Source organism: Janthinobacterium sp. JF4 (assembly GCF_059617925.1).
The window spans coordinates 1-26,727 of sequence record NZ_JCAQAV010000023.1 but is presented as its reverse complement, the minus strand read 5'-3'; the positions used below and the strand labels follow the sequence as shown (position 1 = coordinate 26,727).

The 26,727-nt window shown below is 62.5% G+C and carries 21 protein-coding genes; 11 read left to right on the top strand and 10 right to left on the bottom strand.

Translation table 11 applies throughout. The annotated features are described in order from the left end of the window. Positions 1-424 precede the first annotated feature (424 nt). Together AC54AF_RS17195 and AC54AF_RS17190 are read left to right on the top strand one after the other, a co-directional pair. A complete protein-coding gene (locus AC54AF_RS17195) occupies positions 425-2,899 on the top strand; it encodes an autotransporter outer membrane beta-barrel domain-containing protein (RefSeq protein WP_496637522.1) in 2,475 nt (824 codons plus the stop codon). 157 nt (positions 2,900-3,056) lie between these two features. Beyond that, on the top strand, positions 3,057-3,464 hold the full coding sequence (locus tag AC54AF_RS17190) for a tautomerase family protein (protein WP_131688716.1): 408 nt from the start codon (positions 3,057-3,059) through the stop codon (positions 3,462-3,464). Here the strand turns inward: AC54AF_RS17190 and AC54AF_RS17185 are convergent, their stop codons facing one another. The 3 genes from AC54AF_RS17185 to def form a co-directional block, all read right to left on the bottom strand. After that, on the bottom strand, positions 3,465-4,367 hold the full coding sequence (locus AC54AF_RS17185) for a LysR family transcriptional regulator (RefSeq protein WP_496637521.1): 903 nt from the start codon (positions 4,365-4,367) through the stop codon (positions 3,465-3,467). A 30-nt stretch (positions 4,368-4,397) separates the two neighbouring features. Then, entirely contained in the window at positions 4,398-5,354 is a 957-nt protein-coding gene (gene fmt / locus AC54AF_RS17180; protein ID WP_496637520.1) for a methionyl-tRNA formyltransferase, read from the bottom strand. Positions 5,355-5,461: 107 nt separating this feature from the next. Then, complete coding sequence (gene def, locus AC54AF_RS17175) at positions 5,462-6,004, bottom strand: peptide deformylase (protein WP_131688719.1); 543 nt, start codon at positions 6,002-6,004, stop codon at positions 5,462-5,464. A 300-nt stretch (positions 6,005-6,304) separates the two neighbouring features. On the opposite strand from def, the gene dprA reads away from it, so the two are divergent. The 3 genes from dprA (at position 6,305) to AC54AF_RS17160 (ending at position 10,928) form a co-directional block, all read left to right on the top strand. Beyond that, on the top strand, positions 6,305-7,408 hold the full coding sequence (gene dprA / locus AC54AF_RS17170) for a DNA-processing protein DprA (RefSeq protein WP_496637519.1): 1,104 nt from the start codon (positions 6,305-6,307) through the stop codon (positions 7,406-7,408). Positions 7,409-7,502: 94 nt separating this feature from the next. Further along, a complete protein-coding gene (locus tag AC54AF_RS17165) occupies positions 7,503-7,967 on the top strand; it encodes a Smg family protein (RefSeq protein WP_034749287.1) in 465 nt (154 codons plus the stop codon). Positions 7,968-8,261: 294 nt separating this feature from the next. Continuing rightward, complete coding sequence (locus AC54AF_RS17160; protein ID WP_496637518.1) at positions 8,262-10,928, top strand: DNA topoisomerase III; 2,667 nt, start codon at positions 8,262-8,264, stop codon at positions 10,926-10,928. A 78-nt stretch (positions 10,929-11,006) separates the two neighbouring features. Here the strand turns inward: AC54AF_RS17160 and AC54AF_RS17155 are convergent, their stop codons facing one another. The 3 genes from AC54AF_RS17155 to AC54AF_RS17145 all read right to left on the bottom strand — a co-directional run bounded on the left by AC54AF_RS17155 (position 11,007) and on the right by AC54AF_RS17145 (position 14,699). Beyond that, positions 11,007-11,732, bottom strand: a complete 726-nt coding sequence (locus tag AC54AF_RS17155; RefSeq protein WP_496637517.1) for a hypothetical protein — start codon at positions 11,730-11,732, stop codon at positions 11,007-11,009. Positions 11,733-11,806: 74 nt separating this feature from the next. Then, the gene (locus AC54AF_RS17150) at positions 11,807-13,219 is read right to left on the bottom strand and encodes an alkaline phosphatase (RefSeq protein WP_496637516.1); all 1,413 of its coding nucleotides are present in this window, start codon (positions 13,217-13,219) and stop codon (positions 11,807-11,809) included. Between the two features lie 28 nt (positions 13,220-13,247). Further along, complete coding sequence (locus AC54AF_RS17145) at positions 13,248-14,699, bottom strand: alkaline phosphatase (RefSeq protein ID WP_496637515.1); 1,452 nt, start codon at positions 14,697-14,699, stop codon at positions 13,248-13,250. A gap of 200 nt (positions 14,700-14,899) precedes the next feature. Between AC54AF_RS17145 and AC54AF_RS17140 the strand changes: the two genes are divergently transcribed. From AC54AF_RS17140 to AC54AF_RS17125, 4 genes are all read left to right on the top strand, one after another. Then, a complete protein-coding gene (locus tag AC54AF_RS17140; RefSeq protein ID WP_496637514.1) occupies positions 14,900-15,769 on the top strand; it encodes an MBL fold metallo-hydrolase in 870 nt (289 codons plus the stop codon). 124 nt (positions 15,770-15,893) lie between these two features. Next, positions 15,894-16,550 (top strand): DsbA family protein, encoded by a 657-nt coding sequence (locus AC54AF_RS17135; protein WP_496637513.1) that lies wholly within the window; start codon positions 15,894-15,896, stop codon positions 16,548-16,550. A gap of 93 nt (positions 16,551-16,643) precedes the next feature. Beyond that, positions 16,644-18,107 (top strand): catalase, encoded by a 1,464-nt coding sequence (locus tag AC54AF_RS17130; protein ID WP_496637512.1) that lies wholly within the window; start codon positions 16,644-16,646, stop codon positions 18,105-18,107. A gap of 176 nt (positions 18,108-18,283) precedes the next feature. Beyond that, the gene (locus AC54AF_RS17125) at positions 18,284-18,667 is read left to right on the top strand and encodes a hypothetical protein (protein ID WP_496637511.1); all 384 of its coding nucleotides are present in this window, start codon (positions 18,284-18,286) and stop codon (positions 18,665-18,667) included. 53 nt (positions 18,668-18,720) lie between these two features. Here AC54AF_RS17125 and AC54AF_RS17120 read toward each other — a convergent pair whose 3' ends face one another. The 4 genes from AC54AF_RS17120 to AC54AF_RS17105 form a co-directional block, all read right to left on the bottom strand. Then, positions 18,721-22,299: an ABC transporter permease/M1 family aminopeptidase gene (locus AC54AF_RS17120; RefSeq protein ID WP_496637510.1), complete on the bottom strand. Its 3,579-nt coding sequence runs from the start codon at positions 22,297-22,299 to the stop codon at positions 18,721-18,723. Between the two features lie 10 nt (positions 22,300-22,309). Then, complete coding sequence (locus AC54AF_RS17115) at positions 22,310-23,203, bottom strand: ABC transporter ATP-binding protein (protein ID WP_496637509.1); 894 nt, start codon at positions 23,201-23,203, stop codon at positions 22,310-22,312. Between the two features lie 181 nt (positions 23,204-23,384). Continuing rightward, positions 23,385-24,581 carry an ABC transporter permease gene (locus AC54AF_RS17110; protein ID WP_496637508.1) on the bottom strand — a complete coding sequence of 399 codons (1,197 nt, stop codon included), beginning with the start codon at positions 24,579-24,581 and terminating at the stop codon, positions 23,385-23,387. A gap of 3 nt (positions 24,582-24,584) precedes the next feature. Further along, positions 24,585-25,364 carry an ATP-binding cassette domain-containing protein gene (locus AC54AF_RS17105; protein ID WP_131688731.1) on the bottom strand — a complete coding sequence of 260 codons (780 nt, stop codon included), beginning with the start codon at positions 25,362-25,364 and terminating at the stop codon, positions 24,585-24,587. 148 nt (positions 25,365-25,512) lie between these two features. Here AC54AF_RS17105 and AC54AF_RS17100 point away from each other — a divergent pair, with 148 nt between their 5' ends. Next, a complete protein-coding gene (locus AC54AF_RS17100; RefSeq protein ID WP_131688732.1) occupies positions 25,513-25,944 on the top strand; it encodes a hypothetical protein in 432 nt (143 codons plus the stop codon). Between the two features lie 87 nt (positions 25,945-26,031). Continuing rightward, a complete protein-coding gene (gene coq7, locus AC54AF_RS17095; protein WP_496637507.1) occupies positions 26,032-26,676 on the top strand; it encodes a 2-polyprenyl-3-methyl-6-methoxy-1,4-benzoquinone monooxygenase in 645 nt (214 codons plus the stop codon). The last annotated feature ends 51 nt before the right edge of the window (positions 26,677-26,727 follow it).

Sequence of the window (26,727 nt, the reverse complement as noted above, 5' to 3'; positions counted from 1 at the left end):
ACATCGCCTTCCGCCACGCCTGCTGCTGAAAATGACATTCCTGAAAATCTTATTAAAAATGTTAATTCTTTCGTCTAAGTTGGCAGGAAAGTATTGGCGTCTGGGCTGTGGAAAAATTTCCACATTATTTGAATCCGTTCCGATTCTTTTTCATGAATCGAATGGCAATAGCCGCAAAGGAAAATAATTTTGATTTAAGTCAGTACAGAGTGAGAGGAATAGTGCTCAGAATAAAGTTTGCCAAGCAGATATTTTAACTATTATCAAAACCAATTGAATCAAAAGCATTAATAGTTGTTATTGGGAATTGAATTAGCCGATAATATTGATTCCTGGAAATCAAATTCTCACCAAAAGTCACCAATATGTCACATTTATCTTGTGTCCTCCCCGGCATCGCGCTGCATCAACATGGTGGCCAGCCATGAAAAACCATCTGCTTGCAGCATTGTTTGTCATGCTGGGCCTGTCCGCCTGCGGCGGCGGCGGTGGCGGCGGTGGCGACACGGTGGTGGCGACCACTTCGGGTACGCCTGTCCTGACTCCTGCCGTGACGGCCGTCTCGGCGGCGAATGTCGCCGTGGGTGGCAGCCTGGTGGTGACGGGCACCAATCTGAGCCGCGTGACGGCCTTCCAGGTGGCCGGCGTGACCGTTGCCACCAGTGCCGCCAGCGACACCAGCGTGACCCTGGCCATGCCTGGCGTACCCGTCACGGGCGCCTTGAGCCTGGTCAGCGCCAGTGGCACGGCGGCCACCAGCTATAACGTCAATGTGTATCTGCCATTGAGCGTGGGCAGCGTTGCCCCGGCGACGGGCGGTGTCGGTTCCAGCGTGACGATCACGGGCGGCGGCATGGGTGCCGTGACGGCGGTGCAGTTTGGCAATGGCGCGGCGGCAACGCCGCAAAGCCAGACGGCCAGCAGCGTGACCGTAGTGGTGCCTGCGGGTGCGGCGACAGGCGTGCTGACGGTGCGCGGTCCCTACAACGATGTGGTCAGCAGCGACGCGTACACGGTCTTGGCCAGCGTGGCGGTGACGTCGATCACCTCGGCCGTCAACGGCGCGACCTTGTCGGTAACGGTGCAGGGCAGCAATCTCGATCAGGTCAGCTCGGCTTCGGTGGGCAATACGCCGGCCGTCATCGTCAGCGCCAGTGCCAGCCGGCTGCTGCTGTCCGCGCCAGCGGCGGCAACGGGCAATGTGATGCTGTCGGCCGCTTCGCGCATCGCGGTGAATGCGGGCACGGTGTCGGCCTTTACCCTGGGCAGCATTGATTTCGCGCAAGTACTGAATTTGAACGCCAGCAATACGGCATTGCGCCTGACGCGCGGCAAGCCGGCCGCCGTGCGCGTGTCCGTGCTGGCCACGCAGGCGGGCCAGGCCAGCCCGGCGGTCACCTTGAATGCGACCGCCGCCAATGGCAGCAACCTGGGCAGCATCGCGATGACAGGGCCGGCGCTCTTGCCGACGACGAAGAACGATGACAGTTTCAATGGCAATTTCAGTGCCGTCCTGCCCTCCGGCTGGATCTTGCCCGGCGTGCGCGTGCGCGTGACGGCCGTCGGCAATGATGGCGTGCAGGTGAGCCAGGAAGCGGCGCCCGTAGTGGCCAGCCTGGCCAGAATCCGGTTGGTGCTCGTGCCCTTGAGCACCGACGATGGCGTGGCACAACTGCCTGATGCCGAGACGATCCGTGCCGCGCTGCTGCGCGTGTATCCGTATGCGACGGAAAATATCAGCATCACCACGCGCGCTGCGCTGAGCATGCCAGGCAGCAGCACGGCCGACAGCTGGTGGAGCGATACCCTGGGCAAGCTGGAAAGCAAGCGCGCGCTGGAAGACAGCGGCGCCTATTATTATGGTTTCGTGCCGAGAATGTCTTCCACCCGCGCCGCCGGCCTGGCCTACATCAACCAGCGCAGCAGCGGCAGCGACTTCACGTCGGCCATCGGCCTCGATGCCAGGTTCAACAGCACCGCATCGGTCGATCCATTCGGCAATCAATGGCCGGAATGGCTGACTACGCTCGTGCATGAGCTGGGCCACAACCACTCGCTGCAGCACGTTGCCTGCGGCGGCCCGTCCGGCACCGCTGCCGACTACCCGTATGCGAATGGCAATCTGGGCCCGCAACCGCTGTATAACAGCGATTATGCGGGCAACATTGGCCAGCTGAGCAAGCCTGTCTACGGCAGCACGCCGATGAAGGACGTGATGAGCTATTGCAGCGGCGCCTGGTTTTCCGACTATAGCTATGCGCGGGTGCAGCAATTCCTGGAAAAACGCAGCACGCAGAGCACGGGCAGCAATGTGCTGGCCGCCAGCATGTCCGTGGCGGAGAATGGCTATCTGACCATTTCCGGCCGCATCACGCCAAGCGGCGTGGCCTTGCGCCCAGCCGTAGCCTCGTCCACGCGCGTTGGCGCAGCGGCCAGCGGCAGCGGCCAGGCTTACACCTTGCGGGTCCTGACGGCGTCCGGAGCGACTATTGACTTGCCCTTCGATGCCGTGACCGTGGCCGACCATGGCGGCAGCGCCATGAGCCACTTCCGCGTCAGCTTCGCCAATCCGGGCGATATCAGCGACGTGAAAGTATTGTCAAAAGGTAGGGCATTGGCCACCCTGGACCGCCCGCTTCGCCGCGGCAAGGCCGCCAACGATGGCAGCTTTGAGGTCAAGCAAAACGGCGGCCAGCTGGCGCTGGTCTGGGATGCGCATGCGGAGCCGTATGCGGCCGTGCTGCACGTGGCCGCCGATGGCCGCAAGACGGTGGTCGCCAGCGGCTTGACGGGTGGCAATGCCAGCGTCGACGTGAGCGCCTTGCCGGCCGGTGGCCGCTTCGAGGTCAGCCTGTCGTCGTCCGTCCGCGCGCGCCTGATGAACGTCCAGCGCCGCTAAGCCAGCGGGGGATGCAAAAAGGGCTTGCCGCGGCAAGCCCTTTTTTTATGCGCGCAGGCATTGGTGCATAAATTGCACAGATCCTGTGCCTGGCGGAGGCTGCCATTTCCCGGCACGCCTGCCTAGAATGGGTCTTCATCCACTTGCGGAGCATCCCATGCCCATCCTGAACCTGCGTTTGTCCACCGCGCCCGATGCGCGCCAGTCGGCCGCCATCGCCGCCACCCTGAGCGGCCTGACGGCGCGGCTGCTGCACAAGGCGCCCGAATTGACGTCGGTGGCGATCAGCCATGTCGACGCGGCGCACTGGTTTGTCGGCGGCCCCTCGCTGCAAGCCCAGGGCAAGAGCAGTTTTTTCCTCGATATCCTGATCAGCGATGAAACGAATACGGCGGCGGAAAAGGCCGCGTATATCGCCGCAGTGTTCGCCGCCATGCAGGAGTGTCTCGGCGCCCTGCATGACGTCAGCTACATCCACGTGCACGACGCGCGCCAGGCGGCCTGGGGCTATGGCGGCTTGACGCAGCAGTTCCGCGCCGTGCGCAAGGCGCTGCAGCAGCCGTGATCAATCCCAGCGGCGATCCTGATAGTGTTGCACGGCAAAATCGACGAAGACCCTGACCTTTGGCGACAGCTGGCGGCTGTGCGGATACAGCGCGTACAAGGTGCGTGGGTGCAAGGTGTAGCCGGGCAATATCTCGACCAGCTGGCCGCTGTGCAGCGCGTCGCGCACGATGAAGGCGGCCGCGCCGGCAATCCCCATGCCGCCCACGGCGGCTGCGCGCAGGGCGACGCTGGTATTGGCTTGCAGGCTGCCACGCACGGCCACTTGGTGCGCGGCGCCGTCACGATCCGTGAACGACCACTGCGCCGGCTTGTCGCCGGAGGTGTATATCAGGCAATTGTGCTGCGCCAGCTCTTGCGGCGTGGCCGGATGGCCATGGCGGGCCAGGTAGGCGGGCGAGGCGACGGCCACCGTGCGGCTGCTGGCCAGCTGGCGCGCCACCAGGGTGGAATCGGGCAAGCCGCGCGCCAGGCGCAGCGCCACGTCGAAGCCATCGTCGATCAGGTCGACGATGCGGTCATTGCAGACGAGGTCGATGTGGATGTGCGGGTATTGGCGGGTAAAATCGGGCAGCCAGGCGGCCAGTTCCAGGGTGCCGAAGGCCATCGGCGCATTGATGCGCAGGCTGCCGGACGGTTGCGCCTGGTGCATGGCGACGGCGCGGTCGGCCGCGTCAAGGGCGTCGAGAATGTCGCGGCTGGCCATATAGTATTCCTGCCCGGCGGCCGTCAAGGCGAAGCGGCGCGTGGTGCGGTTCAGCAACTGGGCGCCCAGCTGGCTTTCCAGCTGGCGGATCTGGCGCGACACGATGGAGTGGGAGATGCCCAGCGCGGCGCCGGCGGCCGTGAAACTGCCCAGTTCCACGACGCGGCGCAGGGCGCGCAAGGCGGTCAGCTGGTCCATGGGAGCGTGCCGCCGGTATCGATTGCCTGCTTAGACGAAGCGTTTGCCTTCGAGGGGGAAGCCCTTGATGAACTCGGCCGCAGGCAGGCGCTTGCCGCCCGGTTTTTGCAGTTCCGTCAGGCGCAGGGAACCATTGCCGCAGGCCACGACGATGCCGTGCTGGGCGTCGGCCGCCAGTACCTGGCCCGGCGCTTCCTTGCTGTCCGCTTCAATTACCTCGGCGGACCAGATCTTGATGGTGACGCCATCGACCTGGCCGCAGGCGCCGGGAAACGGATTGAAGGCGCGGATTTTCAGGCCCAGTTCCAGCGCCGGCAAGCTGAAATCGAGCGCCGCTTCTTCCTTGGCGATCTTTGCCGCGTAGGTCACGCCCGCTTCCGGCTGCGGCACGGCTTCGAGCGGCTGCTGCTGCATCTTGCGCAGGGTCTCGACGATCATCTTGCCGCCCAGGGTGGCCAGCTTGTCGTGCAGGGTGGCGGTGGAATCGCCCGCTTCGATGGGCGTGCGCTCGATGGCCAGCATGGGACCCGTATCGAGGCCTTCTTCCATCTGCATGATGGTCACGCCCGTTTCATCGTCGCCCGCCTCGATGGCGCGGTGGATGGGGGCGGCGCCGCGCCAGCGCGGCAGCAATGAACCGTGGATATTGATGCAGGGTTTGATGTCGAGCGTGCTGCGCGGCAAGATCAAGCCGTAGGCCGCCACCACCATCACGTCGTAGTCAAGGGCCAGCAGGCGCTCGTGGGCCGCTTTTGCCTCGGCGGCGCGCTGCGGGTCCTTGCTGTCCATGCGCAGGGACAGCGGCTGCAGCACCTCGATGCCGTGCTGCTGCGCATACTGCTTGACGGCCGAGGCGTGCAATTGCATGCCGCGTCCGGCAGGGCGGTCGGGCTGGGTCAGCACCAGCGGAATCTCGAATCCCGCTTCGTGCAAGTCTTTCAGGGCCGTGGCGGCAAATTCAGGCGTGCCTGCGAAGATCACTTTCATATGGTTCCTTGACGTGAGGTGCGCAGGCCCGCGCCGGAGGCGCCAGGCTGGCATGGTGGAACGGCTACTGTTGTTGCTTAGTCTATCAGCAGTATCGCAAAAGCGGCTTAGAAACGGCGGTTCTGTGCGCGCAGGCTCGCTTCGCGCTCAAGACCACGGATTTCCTTGATCATCTTGGTCTTGATGCGGTTGCGCTTGAGCGGCGACAGATATTCGACGAATACCTTGCCCAGCAAGTGATCCATCTCATGCTGGATGCAGACGGCCAGCAAGCCATCGGCTTCCAGCTCGAACGGCTTGCCATGGCGGTCCTGGGCGCGCACCTTGATGCGGGCCGGGCGCTCGACGCCATCGTAGACGCCAGGCACGGACAAACAGCCTTCGTCGTAGATCTGCTTTTCTTCGCTGGCCCAGGTGATTTCCGGATTGACGAATACCTGCAGCTGGTTTTTTTCTTCGGTGGTGTCGATCACCATCATCTGGATATGCTCGTCTACTTGCGACGCAGCCAGGCCGACGCCTGGGGCGTCGTACATGGTTTCAGCCATGTCGTCGATCAGGGTTTGCAGGCGCGCGTCAAATTCGGTGACGGGCTTGGCGATCGTGTGCAGGCGCGGATCGGGGTAACGCAGGATATTTAATATGGACATACGGATTCGACTGGTTAAGGTGGGCGCCGGTGCGCCGGATTATTCATGCCTGGGCCATGCGAACGATGGCAGGGCTATTTGTGTTGGGTACGCCTTGAGCGCGTATGGCACAACGGCACGGCAGATGCGTTTGCCCGTGCGCTATTCGTTTGCTGCAAAGGGAAATTTTATCACAGACGCCCATGCCCCTGTGGACGGCGGGCCGTTTTGCATGGCCATTGCACGCATTGTTGCGCGCATCGGTATCGCGCGCGCGCCATGGCGCTAGCATGGGGTGGCACAGTACACAGCGAGGTTGCCATGCATGCACCAGCAACGATGACAGACACGGCCACGGAACTGGCGGGCTGGCTGCGCCTGCAGCATCTGTCCGGCGTGGGGCCGGTGGCGGCGCGTGCCTTGCTGGCCCGCTTCGGCTTGCCGCCGGCCATCTTCGCCGCATCATTCGAGGCCCTGCGCGAAGTGGTGCCGGCCAGCGTGGCGCGCGCCATCGCGCAGCCGCCCAAGCCGGTGGCCAACAGCCAGCTGGCACTCACCCTGCAGTGGCTGCAACGCCCCGGCAACGCCGTGCTGACCTTGGCCGATGCCGCGTATCCGCCCCTGCTGCTGGAAATCGCCGATCCGCCGCTCTTGCTATATGTAAGGGGGCGGGCGGAACTGCTGTCGCGTCCTGGCGTGGCCATCATCGGCAGCCGCAATGCCAGCGCGCAAGGCATGCAGAATGCGGCCGCCTTTGCGCAGGCCCTCAGCGCGGCGGGCCTGACCATCATTTCCGGGCTGGCGCTGGGCATCGACACGCACGCGCACGAGGGTGGCTTGCGCGGCGCGGGCGCCACCATCGCCGTCATCGGCACGGGCGCCGATCTGGTGTATCCGCGACGTAACCTTGATCTGGCGCAAAGAATTGCTGAACAGGGCTGCATCGTCAGCGAGTATGCGCTGGGCTTGCCCGCCATGCCAGGTAACTTTCCGCGCCGCAATCGTCTGATCAGCGGCCTGGCGCGCGGCGTGCTGGTGATCGAGGCGGCCGCGCAATCGGGTTCATTGATCACGGCGCGCCTGGCCGGCGAGCAGGGGCGCGACGTGTATGCCTTGCCCGGTTCCATCCATGCCACCCTGGCCAAGGGCTGCCATGCATTGATCAAGCAGGGCGCCAAGCTGGTCGAGTCGGCCGATGACGTGCTGCAGGAGCTGCAGTGGCTGGGCGGTATCCCCGAGGTTGCGCCAGTGGTGGAAGACGAGACGCCGCTGCTGGCGGCGCTGGGCCACGATCCCGTCGATGCCGATACCCTGGCCGCGCGCAGCGGCCTGGCCATGGGCGCGCTGATGGGGCAATTGCTGGCGCTGGAGCTGGCAGGCCGGGTGGAGCGCTTGCCGGGAGGACTGTTTCAACGCTGTAAATGACAGCTTGTCACTTGTGTGGCGGCCTTGCCGCACGGGGGCGCTTTGTCGGTGCACACCCTTGTGTCTTAGCGAACTTAGCTGCTAGAGTAGAGCCATGTTCGATATCCTGGTGTACCTCTACGAGACTTACTATCGCCCCGATGCCTGCCCCGAGCCGGCAGTCCTGGCGCGCAAACTGTCGGCCGTCGGTTTCGACGACGTGGAGATTTCCGAAGCGCTCGTGTGGCTGACGGATTTGAACGCCATGGCCGGCGTCGAACAAACCCTGACGGCCAGCTCCACGGGCACGCGCTTCTATGTGCAGCAGGAAAGTGATGTGCTGGGCACGGCCGCCATCGGTTTCATCCAGTTCCTGGAAAGCGCCAAGGTGCTCTCGCCGCTGCAGCGCGAAATCGTCATCGAACGGGCGCTGGCGCTCGACGAGGCGCCCGTTTCGCTGGGCAAGCTGAAAGTCATCGTGCTGATGCTGCTGTGGAGCCAGGGCAAGGAACCGGATGCCCTGATGTTCGACGACCTGTTTGTCGACGACGAAGACCTCCCCCCGCGCCTATTGCACTAATCATATAGACGTCGCTGGCGGCCACTGTCGCTGCCTGCCCGACCCTGGCGCCATCGCCGCGCCATCCCCTTTACTATGTGCTGCATCGGCATGCACGCTTGACAATCGCGTTTGCGCCTGCGCATTCTTGCTTGCAGATAACTTGCCGAATTCTTCAATAGGCGCTTATCATTGGCCGCTTGACAAGACCACAAGTCACAAGGCCTTGCGCAGACAAAAGCGTCGGCGCCTGGCAATGCACTGTATGATGCGCATGCTGAAACTATCCTAGAGCATTTTTCGAGACTAAAAAATATGACAAAAACCCTCATCATCGCCGAGAAGCCTTCTGTCGCGAACGATATCGCGAAGACGCTTGGCGGCTTCACCAAGCACGATGAGTACTTTGAATCGGATGAATACGTCCTGTCGTCGGCGGTCGGCCACTTGCTGGAGATCGCCGTACCGGAAGAATTCGACGTGAAGCGCGGCAAATGGAGTTTCGCGCACTTGCCGATGATTCCACCGTATTTCGCGCTGAACCCGATCGCCAAGACGGAAGCGCGCCTCAAAGTATTAAACAAGCTGATCAAACGCAAAGACGTCACCACCCTCATCAACGCATGCGATGCGGGGCGCGAAGGCGAGCTGATTTTCCGCCTGATCGCGCAAAACGCGAAAGCCAAGCAACCGGTCAAGCGCCTGTGGCTGCAGTCGATGACGCCGGGCGCCATCCGCGACGGTTTCTCGCACCTGCGCAGCGACGAAGAAATGCTGCCGCTGGCGGACGCGGCCCGCTGCCGTTCGGAAGCCGATTGGTTGATCGGTATCAATGGCACGCGCGCCATGACGGCGTTTAATTCGAAAGAAGGCGGTTTTTACCTGACCACCGTGGGCCGCGTGCAGACGCCAACTTTGTCCATCGTCGTCGAACGCGAAGACAAGATCAAGAAATTCGTGCCGCGCGACTTCTGGGAAGTGCGCGCCGAGTTCGTCTGCGCGGCCGGCATCTATGAAGGCCGCTGGCTCGACACGAAGTTCAAGAAGGACGAGAACGACCCCGAGAAACGCGCCGAGCGCCTGTGGAGCAAGACGGCTGCCGACTCGATCGCCACCGCCTGCCGCGGCCGTCAAGGCATCGTCACGGAAGAGTCGAAGCCGACCACCTCGATGGCGCCGGGCCTGTTCGATCTGACCAGCCTGCAGCGCGAAGCGAACTCGCGTTTCGGCTTCTCGGCCAAGAATACCCTGGGCCTGGCCCAGGCGCTATACGAAAAGCACAAGGTGCTGACGTATCCGCGTACCGATTCGCGCCACCTGCCGGAAGACTACATGCCGACCGTGTTGCAGGCGCTGGAAACGGTCAAGGAAAACAGCAACTACCACCAGTTCGCCAAGCAGATCATCGACAAGGGCTGGGTCAAGCCGAACAAGCGCATCTTCGACAACACCAAGATCTCGGATCACTTCGCGATCATCCCGACGACGATCGCGCCCAAGAATTTGTCCGAGCCGGAACAAAAATTGTACGACCTGGTCACGCGCCGTTTCATGGCCGTGTTCTTCCCGCCTGCGGAATTCCAGGTCACCACGCGCTACACGGAAGTGTCCGGCCATCAGTTCAAGACGGAAGGCAAGGTCATGACCAATCCGGGCTGGCTGGCCATCTACGGCAAGGAAGCGTCGACGGACGCCGACAAGGAAAGCAATGGCAACGGCAACCTGGTGCCAGTGGCCAAGGGCGAGAAAGTCCAGACGGAAAGCGTCAACGCCAACGGCCTGGTCACCAAGCCGCCTGCGCGCTTCACGGAGGCGACGTTGCTGTCGGCCATGGAAGGCGCCGGCAAGCTGATCGACGACGACGAGCTGCGCGATGCGATGGCTGGCAAGGGCCTCGGCACGCCAGCCACGCGCGCGGCCACCATCGAGGGCTTGCTGACGGAACGCTACCTGATCCGGGAAGGCCGCGAACTGATTCCGACGGCGAAGGCATCGCAGCTGATGACTTTGTTGAAAGGCCTGGGCGTCAACGAATTGACGGCGCCGGAGCTGACGGGCGAGTGGGAATACAAGCTGTCGCAGATGGAAAAAGGCAAGATTTCGCGCGAGGAATTCATGCGCGAAATCGCGCAGATGACGCAAATCATCGTCAAGCGCGCCAAGGAATACGACAACGACACCATTCCCGGCGACTACGCCACCCTGGAAACGCCCTGCCCGAATTGCAGCGGCGTGGTGAAGGAAAACTACCGCCGTTTCGCCTGCACCAAGTGCGAATTTTCGATGAGCAAGACACCCGGTTCGCGCCAGTTCGAAATCGCCGAAGTGGAACAATTGCTGAAGGACCGCACCATCGGCCCGCTGCAAGGCTTCCGCTCGAAGATGGGCCGTCCGTTCGCCGCCATCCTGCGCATCGTGCGCGATGAAGAGATCAAGAACTTCAAGCTGGAATTCGATTTCGGCCAGAACGACGAAAGCGAAGATGGCGAAGGCGTCGATTTCACGGGCCAGACGCCCGTGGGACCTTGCCCCAAGTGCAACGCCGGCGTGTACGAAATGGGCCTGGCCTATGTGTGCGAACACAGCATGGCCAAGCCGAAGACATGCGATTTCCGCAGCGGCCGCATCATCTTGCAGCAGGAAATCTTGCCGGAACAAATGGCAAAACTGCTCAACGATGGCAAGACGGACTTGCTGCCTGGCTTTGTTTCACAGCGTACGCGTCGTCCGTTCAAGGCTTTCCTCGTGCGCGGCAAGGATGGCAAGGTGAGCTTCGAGTTTGAAGAGCGCAAGGCCAAGCCGGGCGCGAAGACCAAGGCGGCAGCCGTCGAAGTCGAAGGCGAAGAAGGCGCGGCGCCAGTAAAGAAAACGGCCGTCAAGAAAGCGGCAGCCGTCAAAAAGGCGCCGGTCAAGAAAGCCACGGCCGTGAAAAAGCCGGCTGTCAAGAAGGCGCCGGCGAAGAAAGCGGCAGCGGCGGAGTAATCCGGCGCCAGGCAGACAGGCAGACAAAAGCCAGGGATCGCTCCCTGGCTTTTTTTACGTCCCGCTGTTACCTGGCGCTTAATCCAGGTAGTCGGAATACTCGCGCTGCGCGTAGTTCTGCAGGTTGGCCCACGGCTGCGCCTTGCTGACGGTTGGCTGCAGCTTGACGTCGACCCGGCGATAGAAGGTATTCGCGCGGTCGCCGCTTTCGATGATCAGCGGAATCTGCTTTTGCTCATTCCACAGGATGCGCTGGAACACGCCATTCTTTTCCACTTCGCGCCAGCGCGCGCCCGTCACGTTTGACGCCTGTTTCGACAGCGGCATGGCGGCCACCAGCTTCGGGTCCAGCAGATAAAAACTGTTTTCCCAGGAACCGTCGAAATTGACGTTTTCGTACTCGGCCTTGGGGATGGCGACGACGATCTTGTCATGCGCATCGATGTATTCCACGCGCACGATGTTTTTTTCCAGCACCACGTGGCGCGGGATCAGCACGGGATTGAAGTGTTTGTGCTCATGCTGCGTGGCCTTCAGCGCCACTTTGGTGTTGTCGCCATGCTTGTGGCCCGCATGCGCGTCCGTCGACGGCGCCAGCACGCGCTCGACCCACACGTGGCCGGGACGGCGCAGCATCTTTTCTTCGTAGCGGCTCTCGCGCGTCACGCCTTCCGGCGTCAGGACGCGGCTGTAATAGGTGATGCCCAGGTCCAGGTCGGCAGGGGCAGACGGCGTGGCAGGAGCGGCTTGCGCGCTGGCGGCAAAGCCGGCGGCGAGGAGGACGGCGATCAGGGACGATTTCATGGTCTTGCCTTTACGTGCAGAGGGGCGGAGGGCCTGCGCCATCCGCCCCGGTGGGGTTGCCGTGTTGCTGTGGATCAGAAGCCGAAGGCCGCCTTCAGCAAGTCAAACACCTTGGTGTTGTCCAGGGTGCCCTTGAAGGTCTTGGCACCGGCGCCCGTGGCCAGCAGCTTGACGTCGCCGCCGCCGTGGGTTTCGCTGGCCAGGCGCACGCCTGTTTCTTGCAGGTAGTTATCTTTCAGGGCCGTGGCGCTGTCGACGTTGCTGCGCAGGGCAGGGCGGTTTGGGCCGTTGCCGAACACCAGGGTGGTGTAGGTATTGCCATCGGCATCCTTGCTCGGCTGGTTATCCTTGTAGCCGCGGTTGATGTCGAGGATAGGGTTGCCGCGCTTGCCGTAGCCGTTGAATGCCAGGGTGTGGTCATGGTCGGCCGTGACGACGATCAGGGTATTTTCCAGCTTCGGATCGGTTTCCCTGATCTTGCCGATGGCGGCCTTGACGGCGTCGTCGAAGGCGATGGTGTCCGTCAGCGCGCGCTTGGCGTTGATGCCATGCAAGGCGTGGTCGATGCGGCCGCCTTCAACCATCAGGAAGTAGCCGTTCGCGTTTTTCGACAGCAAGTCGATGGCTTTGAGCGTCATTTCCGACAGGCTAGGCTGGGTCGCGCCTTCACCCAGTGGTGGCGTGGCCGTGCGGTCCAGTTCATATTCCAGATGGCTGCGGGTGCTGTACAGGCCGATGAATTTCTTGCCGCTCGGCGCTGCCGCCATTTCCGCTTTCGTCGCGGCCACGGTGTAGCCCTTGGCGGCAAATTCCGTCAACAGGTTGCGGCCATCGACGCGGCCATACTTGTTGCTTGCCGACCATGGGGTGAAGTGGTTGCGGCCGCCACCCATCAGCACGTCGACGCCGTCGCCCAGCGCCGCGTTGTAGCCCGCGCCGCCCGGCGTCGCTTGCGCGGCGATCGCGTATTGCGCATTGCGGTTGCAGATGTGCGAGAAAGTCGTCGCCGGCGTGGCGTGCGTCAGTTCCGTGGTGGTGATGGCGCCCACGGCCTTGCCCTTGGCTTTTGCCAGTTCCAGGATGGTCGGCACGCTCTTGCCGCCGGCCGGGCAATTGTCCACGCCCAGGTTGCCGTTGGCGTCGCGGCCCGGTTCCTTGGCGATGGTGTCCTGTGCCATCGAGATGACTTCATTGTTCATCTTGACGCCGGTCATGTAGGCGGCCATCGATGGCGCGCTGTCCGTCGTTTGCGCATCGTTCGAGAACGTCTTGATGCGGGCCGTGCGTTCCAGCGTGTCCATGGTCAGGCTGCCATCTTCCTTGTACTGGTAGATGCGCGCCGCCGTCACGACGGACGGGCCCATGCCGTCGCCGAGGAAGAAGATGACGTTCTTGGCGTCGGCGGCGTAGGCGCCGTTAGCAACGCTGGCGGCCACGAGCGTGGTCAGCAACGACAGTTTCAATGCGGGTTTCAAGGTGAATTTCATGTGCTTGTCCAATTCTTGTCTCTTGGGATTACAGACCGCCGGCCGTCTTGACCAGGCCGAATACTTTGGTGTTGTCGATGGTGCCCAGGAAGGTTTCCGAACCCTTGCCGATGGCGCCCAGGAAGACGTCGGTGCCGCCGTGGGTTTCATTGCCGGCCGCGGTGCGGATCACCGCTTCCTGGTGGTAATTATTGGCGCTGGTGACGGTTTCATCGAGGCTGGCCATGGCGGCGCGGCTCGATTGGGTGCGGTTTTCGCCATTGCCGAAGCCGATGATCGAATATGGTGCGCCGTCCAGGTCTTTCTCGACCGCGCCGGTGACGTAGTTCTTCACCACGCCCAGCACGCCAGGATTGCCGGCAGCCGTCTTGCCCGTGCGCTTGGCATAGCCGTTCAGCACCAGGGTGTGGTCATGGTCGGCCGTGACGACGATCAGGGTATTGGCCAGGGTCGGGTCGCTGAGCTTGGCTTTCTCGATGGCCGCCTTGATGGCGTTATCGAACGCGACGGTGTCTTGCAGCGCTTTCTTGGCCGTCGTTTCGTGCAGCGCATGGTCGATGCGGCCGCCTTCGACCATCAGGAAATACCCCTTCTTGTTCTTGGTCAATACGTCCATGGCCTTGGTGGTCATTTCCGCCAGGCTAGGCTCCTTGCTTGCATCGCGGTCCAGGTCGTAGCTCATGTGGCTGGACGTGAACACGCCGAACAGGCGCTCCGTCTTGGCCGCATCGACGGCCTTGAAGTCGGCGCCCGTGTTGGCGACCGTGTAGCTCTTCGCTTTCAGTTCGGCCAGCAGGTCGCGCCCGTCGGAACGCTTGCCGCCATCCTTGAACGGCTTGAAGAATTGCGCGCCGCCACCGAGGACCACGTCCAGGCCGGCAGTGCCCAGCGCGCTGTTGTAGCCGGTGCCGCCAGGCACCAGGGCCGCGGCGATATCGTTTTCCAGGTCGCGGTGGCAGATGTGCGCGTAGGTCGCGGCGGGCGTGGCGTGCGTCACGCGCGCCGTGCTGACGACGCCGGCGGCAAAGCCCTTGGCCTTGGCCAGTTCCAGCAAGGTGGTGGCGGGCGTGCCGTTGCCGCTGCCGCATTTGTTGAGCAGCTTGTTGCCGTTCGCATCCGTGCCCGGATCGATGGCGACCGTGTTGGCCGACATCGAGATGACTTCATTGTTCATCTTGACGCCGGTCATGTAAGCGGCCATCGATGGCGCGCTGTCCGTCACTTGCGCGTCGTTCGAGAACGTCTTGACGAACGCCGTTTCCGGCAGGGTGTCCATGGTCAGCGCACCGTCTTCGCCCACCGAATAGATGCGCGCGGCCGTCATGGTGGTCAGGCCCATGCCATCGCCGAGGAAGAAGATGACGTTTTTCGGCGGGGCTTCAGCCACTGCCTCTTCTTTTTTTGCGTCGCTGCCGCAGGCGGCCAGCATCAGGGTGATGGCGACGCTGCAGCCAGCGACGGAAATTTTTCTGCGTGTCATGTGGTTCATCCGGCTAGGTTTGAAAGAGCTGGCAAGATAACAATCCAATGTGACGCCCTCATGACGCTGTGACACATTTGGTGTTCGATGACCGGCGATTACGCCGATTTGTGCAATAAACTATTGCGCTTTAGTCGGTTTTTCTACCGGATTAAGCAACGTAAGATGCAGCCATCCCAATCATCTTGTGAAGGCAGATCATGTTCTCCAAATCCATCAGCAGCGTTCTTGTTTCCACCCTGTTTGCCGCCGGCGCCGCTTCGGCCGCCGCCAGCGCGCCCCTGACCCTGGAAGTCTTCAACCCGGGCGAAGCGGCCATCTTCCCCGTCGCTTCCGTGCTGGTCGCGGGCAAGCATGACGCCGTGCTGATCGATGCGCAGTTTTCGCGCGCCGAAGCGCAAAAGCTGGTGGAAAAGATACGCGCCAGTGGCAAGAAACTGACGACCGTGTACATCAGCCACAGCGATCCCGATTTCTACTTTGGCCTCGACGTGATCAAGGCCGCCTTCCCGCAGGCGAAAATCGTTGCCACGGCGGAAACCGTGGCGGAAATCCGCCGCAAGGCCGATGCCAAGGTCGCCTACTGGGGGCCTATCCTGAAAGACAATGCGCCGAAAAGCATCGTCATTCCCGAAGCGCTGACGGGCAAGCGCATTGCCCTGGAAGGCCAGTCGCTGGACATCGCCGGCCCGACGCCAGCGCGCACCTATGTGTGGATTCCATCGCTCAAGGCCGTCGTCGGCGGCGTGGTGCTGTTTGGCAACTTGCACGTGTGGACGGCCGATACGCAAAGCGCGCAATCGCGCCAGGACTGGCTCAAGACGCTCGATGGCATCGCCGCCCTGCAACCCGTCACCGTCGTGCCCGGCCACTTCAAGGTGGGTTCACCCCTGACACCGGATAGCATCGGTTTTACGCGCGACTACCTGGTGACGTTTGAAGCGGAAACGGCCAAGGCCGCCAATTCCGCCGCCCTGATCGAGGCGATGAAAATGCGCTATCCGAAGCTGGGCCTCGATGGCGCCCTGGAGACCAGTGCGAAAGTCGCCAAAGGCGAAATGAAATGGTAAAAACCTACTGCGCGATGCGATTTCCGGCCTGTGATGCTCACTGTGCTTTAGCACAGTTGCGCTTCTCAGCCAGAACTAGCGCCGCTCGCTACGGTTTTTCAAGTCTTTTATAAAGGATAGGGTCATGCCCACACTGCACTACATTTTCGATCCCCTGTGCGGCTGGTGCTACGGCGCCGCGCCGCTGGTCGAGGCGGCGCGCGCCGTGCCGGGGCTGACGGTCGCGTTTCATGGTGGCGGCATGATGACGGGCAGCAATCGCCGCCAGATCACGCCCGCCTGGCGCGGCTATGTGCTGCCGCATGACCGGCGCATCGAGCAATTGTCGGGCCAGCCCTTCGGCGACGCCTATATCAACGGCTTGCTGAACGACACCACGGCCATGATGGATTCCGAACCGCCGATTACGGCCATCCTGGCAGCCGAATCGCTGGCTGGCAAGGGCCTGGACATGCTGCAGCGCGTGCAGCGCGCCCATTACGTGGATGGCTTGCGCATCGCCGACGTGCCCGTGCTGGTGACATTGGCGCAAGAACTGGGCATGGACGGGGCGGCATTCCAGGCCGAGTATGTCCGGCAGTCCGGCGCCGCCACGTTGCAGCACATCGAGGCCAGCCGCGCCCTGCTGGCGCAGGTGGGCGGGCAGGGCTTTCCCACGTTCGTGCTCGACGACGGCAGCGGCAAGTGGTCCGTGATCGATATCGGGGGCTTCCTGGGCCAGCCCGCGAAGTTGCAGGCGCAACTGGGCGGCGTATGCGACGCACAAGGGTGTGCATTGTAAATAGCTATCGGTTCGATAAAATCAATTAGCTTTTCCTTTGTTGTTGACCTCGCTACACTGCTTCCATCAGTCAACAACGAAGGAAAAGCAGCCATGAGCCAACAGCCGCCATTCAGTACCGCCTCGGGCATCCCCGTCGCCGACAACCAGAATTCCCTCAGCGCCGGTCCCCGTGGCCCGCTGCTGCTGCAAGACTTCCACCTGATCGAAAAACTCCAGCATTTCAACCGCGAGCGCATCCCCGAGCGCGTGGTGCATGCGAAAGGTTCGGGCGCCTACGGCACCTTTACCGTCACACACGACATTTCGCGCTACACCAAGGCCAGGCTGTTCAGTGAAGTGGGCAAGCAGACGGCGACTTTTGCCCGCTTTTCCACCGTCGGGGGCGAACGCGGCAGTGCCGACACGGAACGCGATCCGCGCGGCTTCGCCGTGCGCTTCTATACGGAAGAAGGCAACTGGGACCTCGTTGGCAACAACACGCCCATGTTCTTCATCAAGGACCCGATCAAGTTCCCCGATTTCGTCCACACGCAAAAGCGCGATCCGCAGAGCAACTTGAAATCGGCCGAGATGATGTTCGATTTCTGGAGCCATGCGCCGGAAAGCTTGCACCAGGTCACCATGCTGTTCTCGGACCGCGGCACGCCGGACGGCTACCGCCACATGGATGGCTTCGGCAGCCACACGTATAGCCTGATCAATGCCGACGGCCAGCGCGTGTATGTGAAATGGCACTTCAAGACGCGCCAGGGCATCAGGAATCTGCCTGCCGCGGAAGCGGGCCGCCTGGCCGGCTTTGATCCCGACTACGCTCAGCGCGACCTGTTCGGCGCTATCGAACGCGGCGATTTCCCCCAGTGGGAAGTCAAGCTGCAGGTGGCGACGCAGGAGCAACTCGATGCATGGGAGCAGCGCACGGGCTGGAACCCGTTCGACCTGACGAAAGTGTGGCCGCACGCGGACTTCCCGCTGCTGCCCGTCGGTATTTTCGAGCTGAACCGCAACCCGGTCAATTATCACGCGGAAGTCGAGCAAGCGGCCTTTTCGCCGGCCAACGCCGTGCCGGGCATGGGCTACTCGCCGGACAAGATGCTGCAAGGCCGGCTGTTCGCCTACCACGACGCCCAGCTGTACCGGGTCGGCACGAACCACCAGCACTTGCCCGTGAATGCGGCCCGCTGCCCCTTCCATAACCAGCAGCGCGACGGCGGCATGGCCATCCATAATGGCGGCGCGGCACAGAACTACGCGAACGTGGCGGCGGCCGGCACGCAGCCGCAAGGCCTGGGCCATGGCGAGGGGGCGCTGGCGCTCGATGGCGGCGCGGCCCGCTACGATGGGCGCGGCGTGGAAGATGACTTTACGCAAGCGGGCAATCTGTTCCGCCTGATGCCGGCGCAGGCGAAGCAAAACCTGTTCGACAACCTGGCCGGTCCCTTGAGCCAGGTGCGGCCGGAAACCTTGCAGCGTCAGCTGGGCCACTTCGACCGGGCCGATGCCGCCTACGGCGCCGGCGTGCGGGCCGCCTTGCAGGCGCGTGGCGTGGCCTTGTAATTGTGTGTGGCGGCGGAACAATCCTGTTCCGCCTGTTTGATGCAGCACAAATCAGAGCTGGATATCCAATATTGCAAATATTGCCGTATGGACATATTTGCCATCCATGCGTAGACTTGTCGGTCTGATGATCGCACCGTCTTCCTGGCGGCGTCCTGACTAGAAAGTCTTGCAATATGAATATGGCGAAGCTGTCGGTGCATGGGGACGACCCCACGCTCAAATCCATCCTCGAAGTCTTGCCCACCGATCCGGAGCGGCAATGGCGCAAGGGCGAGGCGAAGGGCGCGGGCCGCGTGCATCTCGATTCCGGCTTCGAAGTGCTGATCGCGCAGGCGCCCAAATCGCAAGTATTGCCCTCGCGCATACGCAGCTACCTGGCCGAATGCCGCTCGCGCGGCGTCACCTTCAGCATGCCGCGCATCGTGGCCGAGCTGCAACTGGAATTGAATGGCGACGACACCGTTGACGCGCCGCTCGACCTCTCGCTGGCCGACATGGAGCACCTGACGGAAATGGGCATCAGCCTGAGCCTGGTGACGCGCTGCGCGGCAGCCTGATGAGCGTTTGACACTCCAAAAAATGGCCACCTGTTCAGGGTGGCCATTTTTCGTCACGGTTCTTCGAGTTCGACGGTGACCATATTGTCGTCCGGCTTGCGGTCGATCAGCTTGTTGTCGGGATCGATGCCCGCCTTGCCGGGCCGGCTGCCGACGATGACGGTATAGCTCGCTTCGCGCGCCGTCATGCGCAGGCGTTCGCGCAGCAGCGGATGGCCGTTCGCATCGTCGACGCCGATCTCGATCCAGTCGTGCAGGGGCGCGTCGTGTTCCTCGCCCTGTTCGCCGGCCGTCAATTTGCCCGCCTGCACCTTGAGGGTGACGGCGTACTTGCCATCGCTGCGTTTGGTGGCCGTGGCCGACAGGGCGCGGTTGTCGAACAGCACGATTTTCTCGAACAGGTCGTCGATCAGGTAAGCCTGCTCGGGCGGCGTGACCTGGCGCAAGCCGGCAATCAGTGCCGTCACGCTGGCATACGGCGGGCCTTTCTGGCCGTGGGTCTGGAGCAGTTCGCGCAGCACGCCGTTGACCTTGTCTTCGCCGATGATGTCTTGCAGCAAGTACATGGCCAGGCTGCCCTTGTGGTAGTGGATATACGCCTGGTTTTCATTCTCGGCCAGTGGCAATTCCTTCTTGCGCTCTTCGCTGCGCCCCATCAGGTATTGATTCAGGTCATAGCGCAGGAAGCGGCGCATCTTGGCCGGCCCCACGGTTTTCTTCATCACCATCAGGGCCGAGTATTCGGCCAGGGTTTCGCTGAGCACGGTAGCGCCCCGTGTATTGCCACCCACCAATTGATGCGCCCACCACTGGTGCGCCACTTCATGCGCCGTGACGTAGAACGGGTAGTCGATATCTTTCGGATTCTTGTCGTCCACCTTGGCGATGAAGCCCAGCCCTTCCGAGTACGGTATCGTGTTCGGGAACGACTGCGCAAACGTGGCGTAGCGGGGGAACTCGACGATGCGCAGGATCTTGTGCTGGTAGGGACCGAAGTTCTTCGTGTAGTACTCGAGCGCTTCCTTGCTGCCGCGCACGAATCGGTCGAGGTTGTATTCATGGCCCGGGTGGTAATACACGTCGATGGCCACGTCTTGCCAGCGCTCGTGCCTGACGGTGTAGCGGGCCGACTGGAATGCGTAAAAATTCAGGATCGGCTGCTCCATCGTGTAATGGAAGTAATGGCGGCCCTTGGCGATCCAGTCGTTGTCCAGCATGCCCGGCGCGATGGCCGTCTGGCCGTCGACGGTGCTGACGGTGGCGTCAAAGTTGATGCGGTCGGCGTCGTTGCTGACGTAATTGTCGGCCAGTCCCCGCGCATCGTCGCGCGGCAGGGCCCGTTCGCGCGCAGGCAAGCCGTGTTTCTTGCGGTCGCGCGGGTCCGTCAATTCCTGCTGTGGCTGGTAGCCGATGTGCGGCAGCACGGCATTCGTGAAGAAGGTGCCGTTGGCCACCACGGGCGTATCCTGGCCCAGGTCGAAGATGCCGCGCGGCGCATAGCGCACGTCGAAATCGAGGCCCAGGGTGGCGCCCGGCGCCAGCGGCGCGGCCAGGCGGTAGCTGTAAAAGCCCAGCTTGCCGTCATCGAGGCCGGGATGCACGCGCGCGTCAAAGCGCAGGCGCAGGGTGGCGGTCGGGTCTTGCTGCACAAAGATGTGGCTGATCGGCTGGCTGGTCTTGTTTTGCAGCACATAGCGGCCCGTGACGGCCAGGCTGCGCTGCGCCGGATAGATGGCCACGTCGAGTTTCACGTCGGTGATTCTCGGCTGCGGCGTGGCGGCAAACTTGCGGTACTGGCGCTCGGCACTGGCGCGGTCCGCATCGCGCGCGAATTCGGACTTGTAATCGTTGGCCACGTGGAAGACGTAGAACAGCACCGTGCCGGCGCCGACGAAGAGCAGGGCGCCGCCGGCAAAGCTGGCCAGCACGCCGTGCGTCAGGCCGTGGCGCGCCAGGCGCAGGCGGATGCGCCAGCTGTCCGGCGCGCCGCGGGGCCAGAACAGCAGCGACAGCACCGTCAGCATGACGGCTGCGCCGCTCCAGTACAGCAAGTACCAGCGCTCGCGCAACACGAAGTGGCCGGCGCCGTTCATGGCCGAATACACCACGTCTGGCGTAATGCCGTACAGCAGCAGCGGGTCGCCCAGGCCCAGCGAGGAAAAGCTGATGCTGGCGATGTGGTACAGAATCATGGCGAAATACGCCAGGTACTTGTGATTGATCAACACCTGCAAAAAGATGGCCAGCACGGCGATCAGCGCGTAGGACGGCAGGTGCGACAGGAACAGCGATTCCAGGTACAGGCCGGGGTCGAGGCGGTAATAGCCCTTGAAGACCTGGATCGACATGCCGCATAGCATGATGACCAGACTTAGCAGTGCTTGCAGGCCGATCAGCGCGAACAGTTTCGACAGCAGGGGCAGCCAGTTCGGCACGGGCAGGGCGTCGAGCATCAGATGCATGCCCGCCTCGCGTTCGCGCCACACCAGCTCGCCCGCGTAAAAGGTGGTAATGATCAGCATGAACAGGGCGAACGAGCCGCTGACCATGTCCAGCACCTTTTCCGTCACCGGATAGGTATTCGTGCCGTAGAGGGAGCCCATGTCGAGCGCGCCCGCATACATGGTCAGCACGCCGGCCAGCACGATGACGACAAAATAGATATTCTTGATGGTTTCGCGCAGGTTCAGCCAGCTCATCTTGACGAGCAGGGCGGCCAGGCTGCGCTGCGCGAAGTCCGGTGTTTCCTGCGTGGATAGCGAGGCGTTCGACAGGCGCAGCGGGACGTCGCCCTCGCTGCGGCGCTTGCCGGCGCCCGCGTCCGTCGTGGCGTGGAACTGGAAGCGCCAGTAACCGAGCAGCAAGGCCACGAGGGCGAAGCCGGACCAGATGGCGCGGTTCAGCAGGTACACGCCCTCCAGTGTCACCAGGCGCGTGTTGCGCTCCGCGTTCGGCCAGTATTCCGTCAGGCGTATCAGCGCCGTCGTGCCGAAAGGATCGATCAGGGCGGCCAGGGTCTTGTAGTCGAGGTCGCGCGCCAGCGACGGGGCCACCAGGTAGCCGATCAGCATGACCACCGAGCTGATGTACACGGGCAGCATGCGCCGCGTCAGGGCCGCGATGACGAAGAAGATGGCGCCGAAGATGAACAGGTTGGGCAGCAAGGTAAACATATACGGCATCAGGTAGGCCAGGGCCCGTTGCGGCCCCAGCCGTTCCGGGTCGATGCCGGGCAGCCAGGCGCCCAGCCAGGCGCCGATGACGATGCTGGAAAACACCACGGCCAGCACCAGCCAGGCGCCGAGGAAGCGGCCAAATACGTACTGGTACTTCCTGATCGGCGCGCTGAAGAAGAAATGCTGCATGCCGTATTCGAAATCCTGCTGCACCGAGCGGCCCATCATGGCGGCCACCACCACGGCGCCGAAGCAGCCCAGCAGGCTGCACGTGAATGCCAGCGAGCGCGGCGCGTTGATCAGGAACTTGCCGCCGAAGCTGATGCTCGCTTCCTTGAAGACGCCGCCGGCGGCAGCCATCCACAGCATGGCCAGCGCCAGAAACATGGCGAAATACACCCAGGTGGACAGCAGCTTGAGCCGCTGTCGCGCTTCAAAGCGGGCGATGGCAAACATGGCCGTCCCCTCAGTCGCACTGCGGAGCGACGCGGTGGCGCCCCGCAATGGTGGCGAAATACAGGTCTTCCAGGTCGCCGATGGCTTCCTCGAAGCCGTCGCCCGGGTCGTCGTCGCTGTAGACGTGGATCAAGGTGCGGCCCGACAGTAAGCGCGTGGAAATGACGGCGTGGCGCTGCTGGAAGCTGGCCAGTTCTTTCTTTTCGACAAAGCGCGCCCAGATCTTGCAGCTGACTTCGTCGATCAATTCCTGGGTCTTGCCGCACAGCAGCAAATGACCCTTGTTGATGATGGCCATGTTGGCGCACAGGTCGGCCACGTCGGAGACGATATGGGTAGACAGGATCACCGTCTTGTCTTCGCCGATGTCGGACAGCAGATTATGGAAGCGGACTCTTTCCTGCGGGTCGAGGCCGGCCGTCGGTTCGTCGACGATGATCAGTTTCGGGTCGCCCAACAGGGCTTGCGCGATGCCGAAGCGCTGGCGCATGCCGCCGGAAAAGCTGCCCAGGCGCTGGTGGCGCACGTCGAACAGGTTGGTTTGCTGCAACAGGCCATCGACGACTTCGCGCCGGCGCGCCCGCTGTGACAAGCCTTTCAAGGTGGCGAAATGGTCGAGCAGTTCATACGCCGTCACTTTCGGGTACAGGCCGAAGTCTTGCGGCAGGTAGCCCAGCATGCGGCGGATCTCGTCCTTGTCGTCGAGCACGTCGTAGTCGCCGAAGAAGATGGAGCCGGAATCGCATTCCTGCAAGGTGGCCAGGGTGCGCATCAGGGTCGACTTGCCGGCGCCATTCGGGCCCAGCAAGCCAAACATCCCCGGCGGTATCGTCAGCGACACGTTATCCAGCGCCGCCACGCCATTCGCGTAGGTCTTCGACAATTTACGGATATGCAATTCCATACAACTCCTGACTCATGCGTTGCTGCCCGATGGTGCAGGGCTACTCTATGCTGGCATTGTATTGAATTTAAGACGTACTGGGCAGTTACATGCGATACACGGCATTTTCGCGTGGCCAGAGTGCAGATGGGCGGGGTGGATGGCGCGCCGGATCTGGTCCTTCCAGCGCGCCGCGTAATTATCAATTACGGAACAGTACTGATTCCCGGTTAAACCACCAGCGGCACAGCATCAGCAGGGCGCCCGCGATCACCGTGGTCGAGGCCAGGATCACGCCGAACATGCGGTAATCCATGGTGCCCTTGACCAGTTCCTTCATGGCCAGCGACACATTCGTCAGCGGCACCATGGCCCACATCCAGTTCAGCTCGACGCCGGGCAGCATGGCCGCCACCGTGGGCAGGATGACGAACAGCATCAATGGCGTGATCATGCCGGCCGCTTCCTTGTAGCTTTTCGCGTAGATCGAGATCGACAGCAGCAGCGAAGCGAAGATGGCGGCCGTCGGCACCAGCATCAGGGTCACCATGGCCAGGTCGGGCAAGCCGATGCTGCGCACCATGACGGCCATGTTGCCTTCCAGAGAACTGCCGAAGATGGCCAGCAGGGCGCCCATGCTGCCCACCATCAGCACGGCCGAGGTCATGCCGACGGTAAACAGCACGAGGAACTTGGCCAGCACGATGGCGCTGCGCGGCACGGGCGCCAGCAGCAGGGTTTCCAGCGTGCCCCGCTCCTTTTCGCCGGCGCCCAGGTCGATGGCCGGGTACATGGCCGCCGTCAGGCACACCATCAGCAGCAGATAGGGCAGCATGCCGCCGACGATGGCGCCCATCTGCTCTCGCTCGTTGGCCGTCGACTGCTTGTCGAGCACGATGGGGTGCAGGGCAAAGGCCAGCTGGGCCGGACTCAGGTTCAGGGCCGACAGCGCGCCTTCGCGCAGGCTGGCGTTGTACGCCTCAACGATCTCGCGCACCCGCTGCTGGGTCACATCGACCGTGCTGGCGCTGTTGTAGTGCAGCACCACCTTGGCTTGCTGCTGTTGCTGCAGCGCCGCTTCAAACCGGGGGGGAATGACGACGGCGAACTTGATGCTGTCGTCGCCGATGGCGCGGCGGATGTCGCCTTCGTTGGCCAGCGGCACTTCGCGCAGGTTGTGCTGCTGGGCAAAACGCGCGCTCAGGCCCGGCGAATGGTCCTTGCCGAACAGCGCGTAGCGCATTTCCGCCGTCTTGGCATTCTTGAACATATTGTTCGAGACATAGGCGAAGCCGCCAAAGATCAGCGGCATGGCAAAGATGGGGATGAGGATGGTGAAGATCAGCGTCTTGCGGTCGCGCGTGAGTTCCAGCAGCTCTTTCAGATAAATGGTCCACATGCTTCAGGCTCCCTGGTTGATGACGCTGACAAAGGCGTCGTACAAGTCCGCGCTGCCGCCCAGGTGGCGCAGTTCGCTGACCGTGCCATTGAAGGCCGTGGTGCCGCGGTTGATGATGCAGACGCGGTCGCACAGCTTTTCCACCTCGTGCAGATGGTGCGTGGAAAAGATCAGCGGCACGCGCAGCGCCTTGTAGCTGGCGATGAAGTCGAGCAGTATCTTGGCCGACATCACGTCCAGGCCCGTCGTCGGCTCGTCGAGGATGACCACCTGCGGCTCGTGCACGACGGTGCGGGCGATCGCGCACTTCTGTTTCATGCCGGTCGACAACTGATCTGCCCGTTTGCCGCCGTACTCTTCCATTTGCAGCAGGGAAAACAGCTCGTCGCAGCGGCGTTTCAGCTTGTCGGCCGGCATGCCATGCAGGCGGCCGAAGTATTCCACGTTTTCGCGCGCCGTCAGGCGGCCATACAAGCCCGTCGAGCCGGACAGGAAACCGATGCTCTGGCGCGCCACCAGCGGTTGCTGAAGTACATCGACGCCGTTGACGAGGGCGCTGCCCGCGTCCGCCTGCAAGGCCGTCGACAGCAGGCGCAGGGTGGTCGTCTTTCCGGCGCCATTCGGGCCCAGCAGGCCCAGCACTTCGCCGGGGGCGCAGCTGAAACTGACGTCGCGCACGGCGTGAAACCAGCCCTCGTGTTCGCGCGGATCGCTGACGTGCATGGCCTTGCCCTTGTGGGGCGGCATGCGGAAACGTTTTGCCAGATGCTTGACCTCAATCATGTGCTTCATCCATTTGACGGTGAGGAACGAGAGTAGCATGCAAAAAATGTAACTTGCAAGGTGGAAATATCGTTTGGTCTATTGAAAAAAACAGCATCTTCATGCAAGCTGGCCCGGTGGGCGCCGGCGGACGGCGCGGGAGAGCGCAATGCAAACGATCGATCAGGCGATGCAGGACAAGGTACTGGCCGTGGCCCGTGCCGGCATGACGAGTGCCGAAGCCATCGGTTTCTTCCGCGTCAGCCTGGGGCTGTACTACCTGGCCGGCCTGATGACGGAGGAAACCCTCGATTTCAAGCAGATCGACGCCAAGTACAACCGCTTTATCTATCACTCGATAGGTGGCGGGCACAGCATCGCCAGCGTGCTGCAATTCATGAGCGGCGAGAAAGTCTTGCGCGTGCTGCAATCGGAGCGTTTTCTCGCCGCGTTTGCCGAGCACTGCCCGGACATTCCCGTCGACAGCATTTTTTTCCTGATTTCACTGAACCTGGGCGTGGCGAAAAGCTTGTCCGGCCTGGACGCCGTCGGCCCTGTGGTGGACTGGATCGAGCAGGAAAAAGCGCGCACAAGTCAATAAAGCCCCGTTCACCCTGCGCGCGGCGTGGGGACGGCTGGCCCCGATGGTCCTATAATTCATGCTTTACTACTCATGAGCATAGCCACGATGACCGCGAACCGCCATTTTGACCCCCTGGATCGTTTGATTGTTGGCGCCGACAAGGCCCTGCGCGTCATGGCGGGCGTGGCCTCGGCCTCGCGTCCCACGCCGGCCGCGCATGCGCCCGATGCGGAGCTGAGCCCGGCCGAGCAGCGCCACAGCGCCGGCTTGATGCGCGTCAACCATGTGGGCGAAGTGTGCGCGCAAGCCTTGTACAACTCGCAGGCGCGCTATGCGCACAGCCCGGCCATCCGCGCCCAGTTCGACGAAGCGGGACGCGAAGAGGAAGATCACCTGGCCTGGACGGCGCAGCGCCTGACGGAGCTGGGCTCGCGTCTGAGCCTGCTCAATCCCCTGTGGTATGCGGGTTCCTTTGCGCTGGGCACCATCGCCGCGCGCATGGGCGACGGCCGCAGCCTGGGTTTTGTGGTGGAAACGGAACGCCAGGTAGAAGCGCACTTGGCCAGCCACTTGCAGGAATTGCCGCCGCAGGACGCCAAGTCGCGCGCCATCGTCAGGCAGATGGCCATCGACGAAGTGGAACACGGCGCCGCGGCCCAGCGGCTGGGCGCCATCGATACCCCGGCGCCCGTGAAGGCGCTGATGGGCATCATGGGCAAAGTGATGACGAAGACGGCGTATTACCTGTAGATACTGTTATCCCCGTCAAGCGGCGTGCAAGGTCGGATCAAATATTTTTCC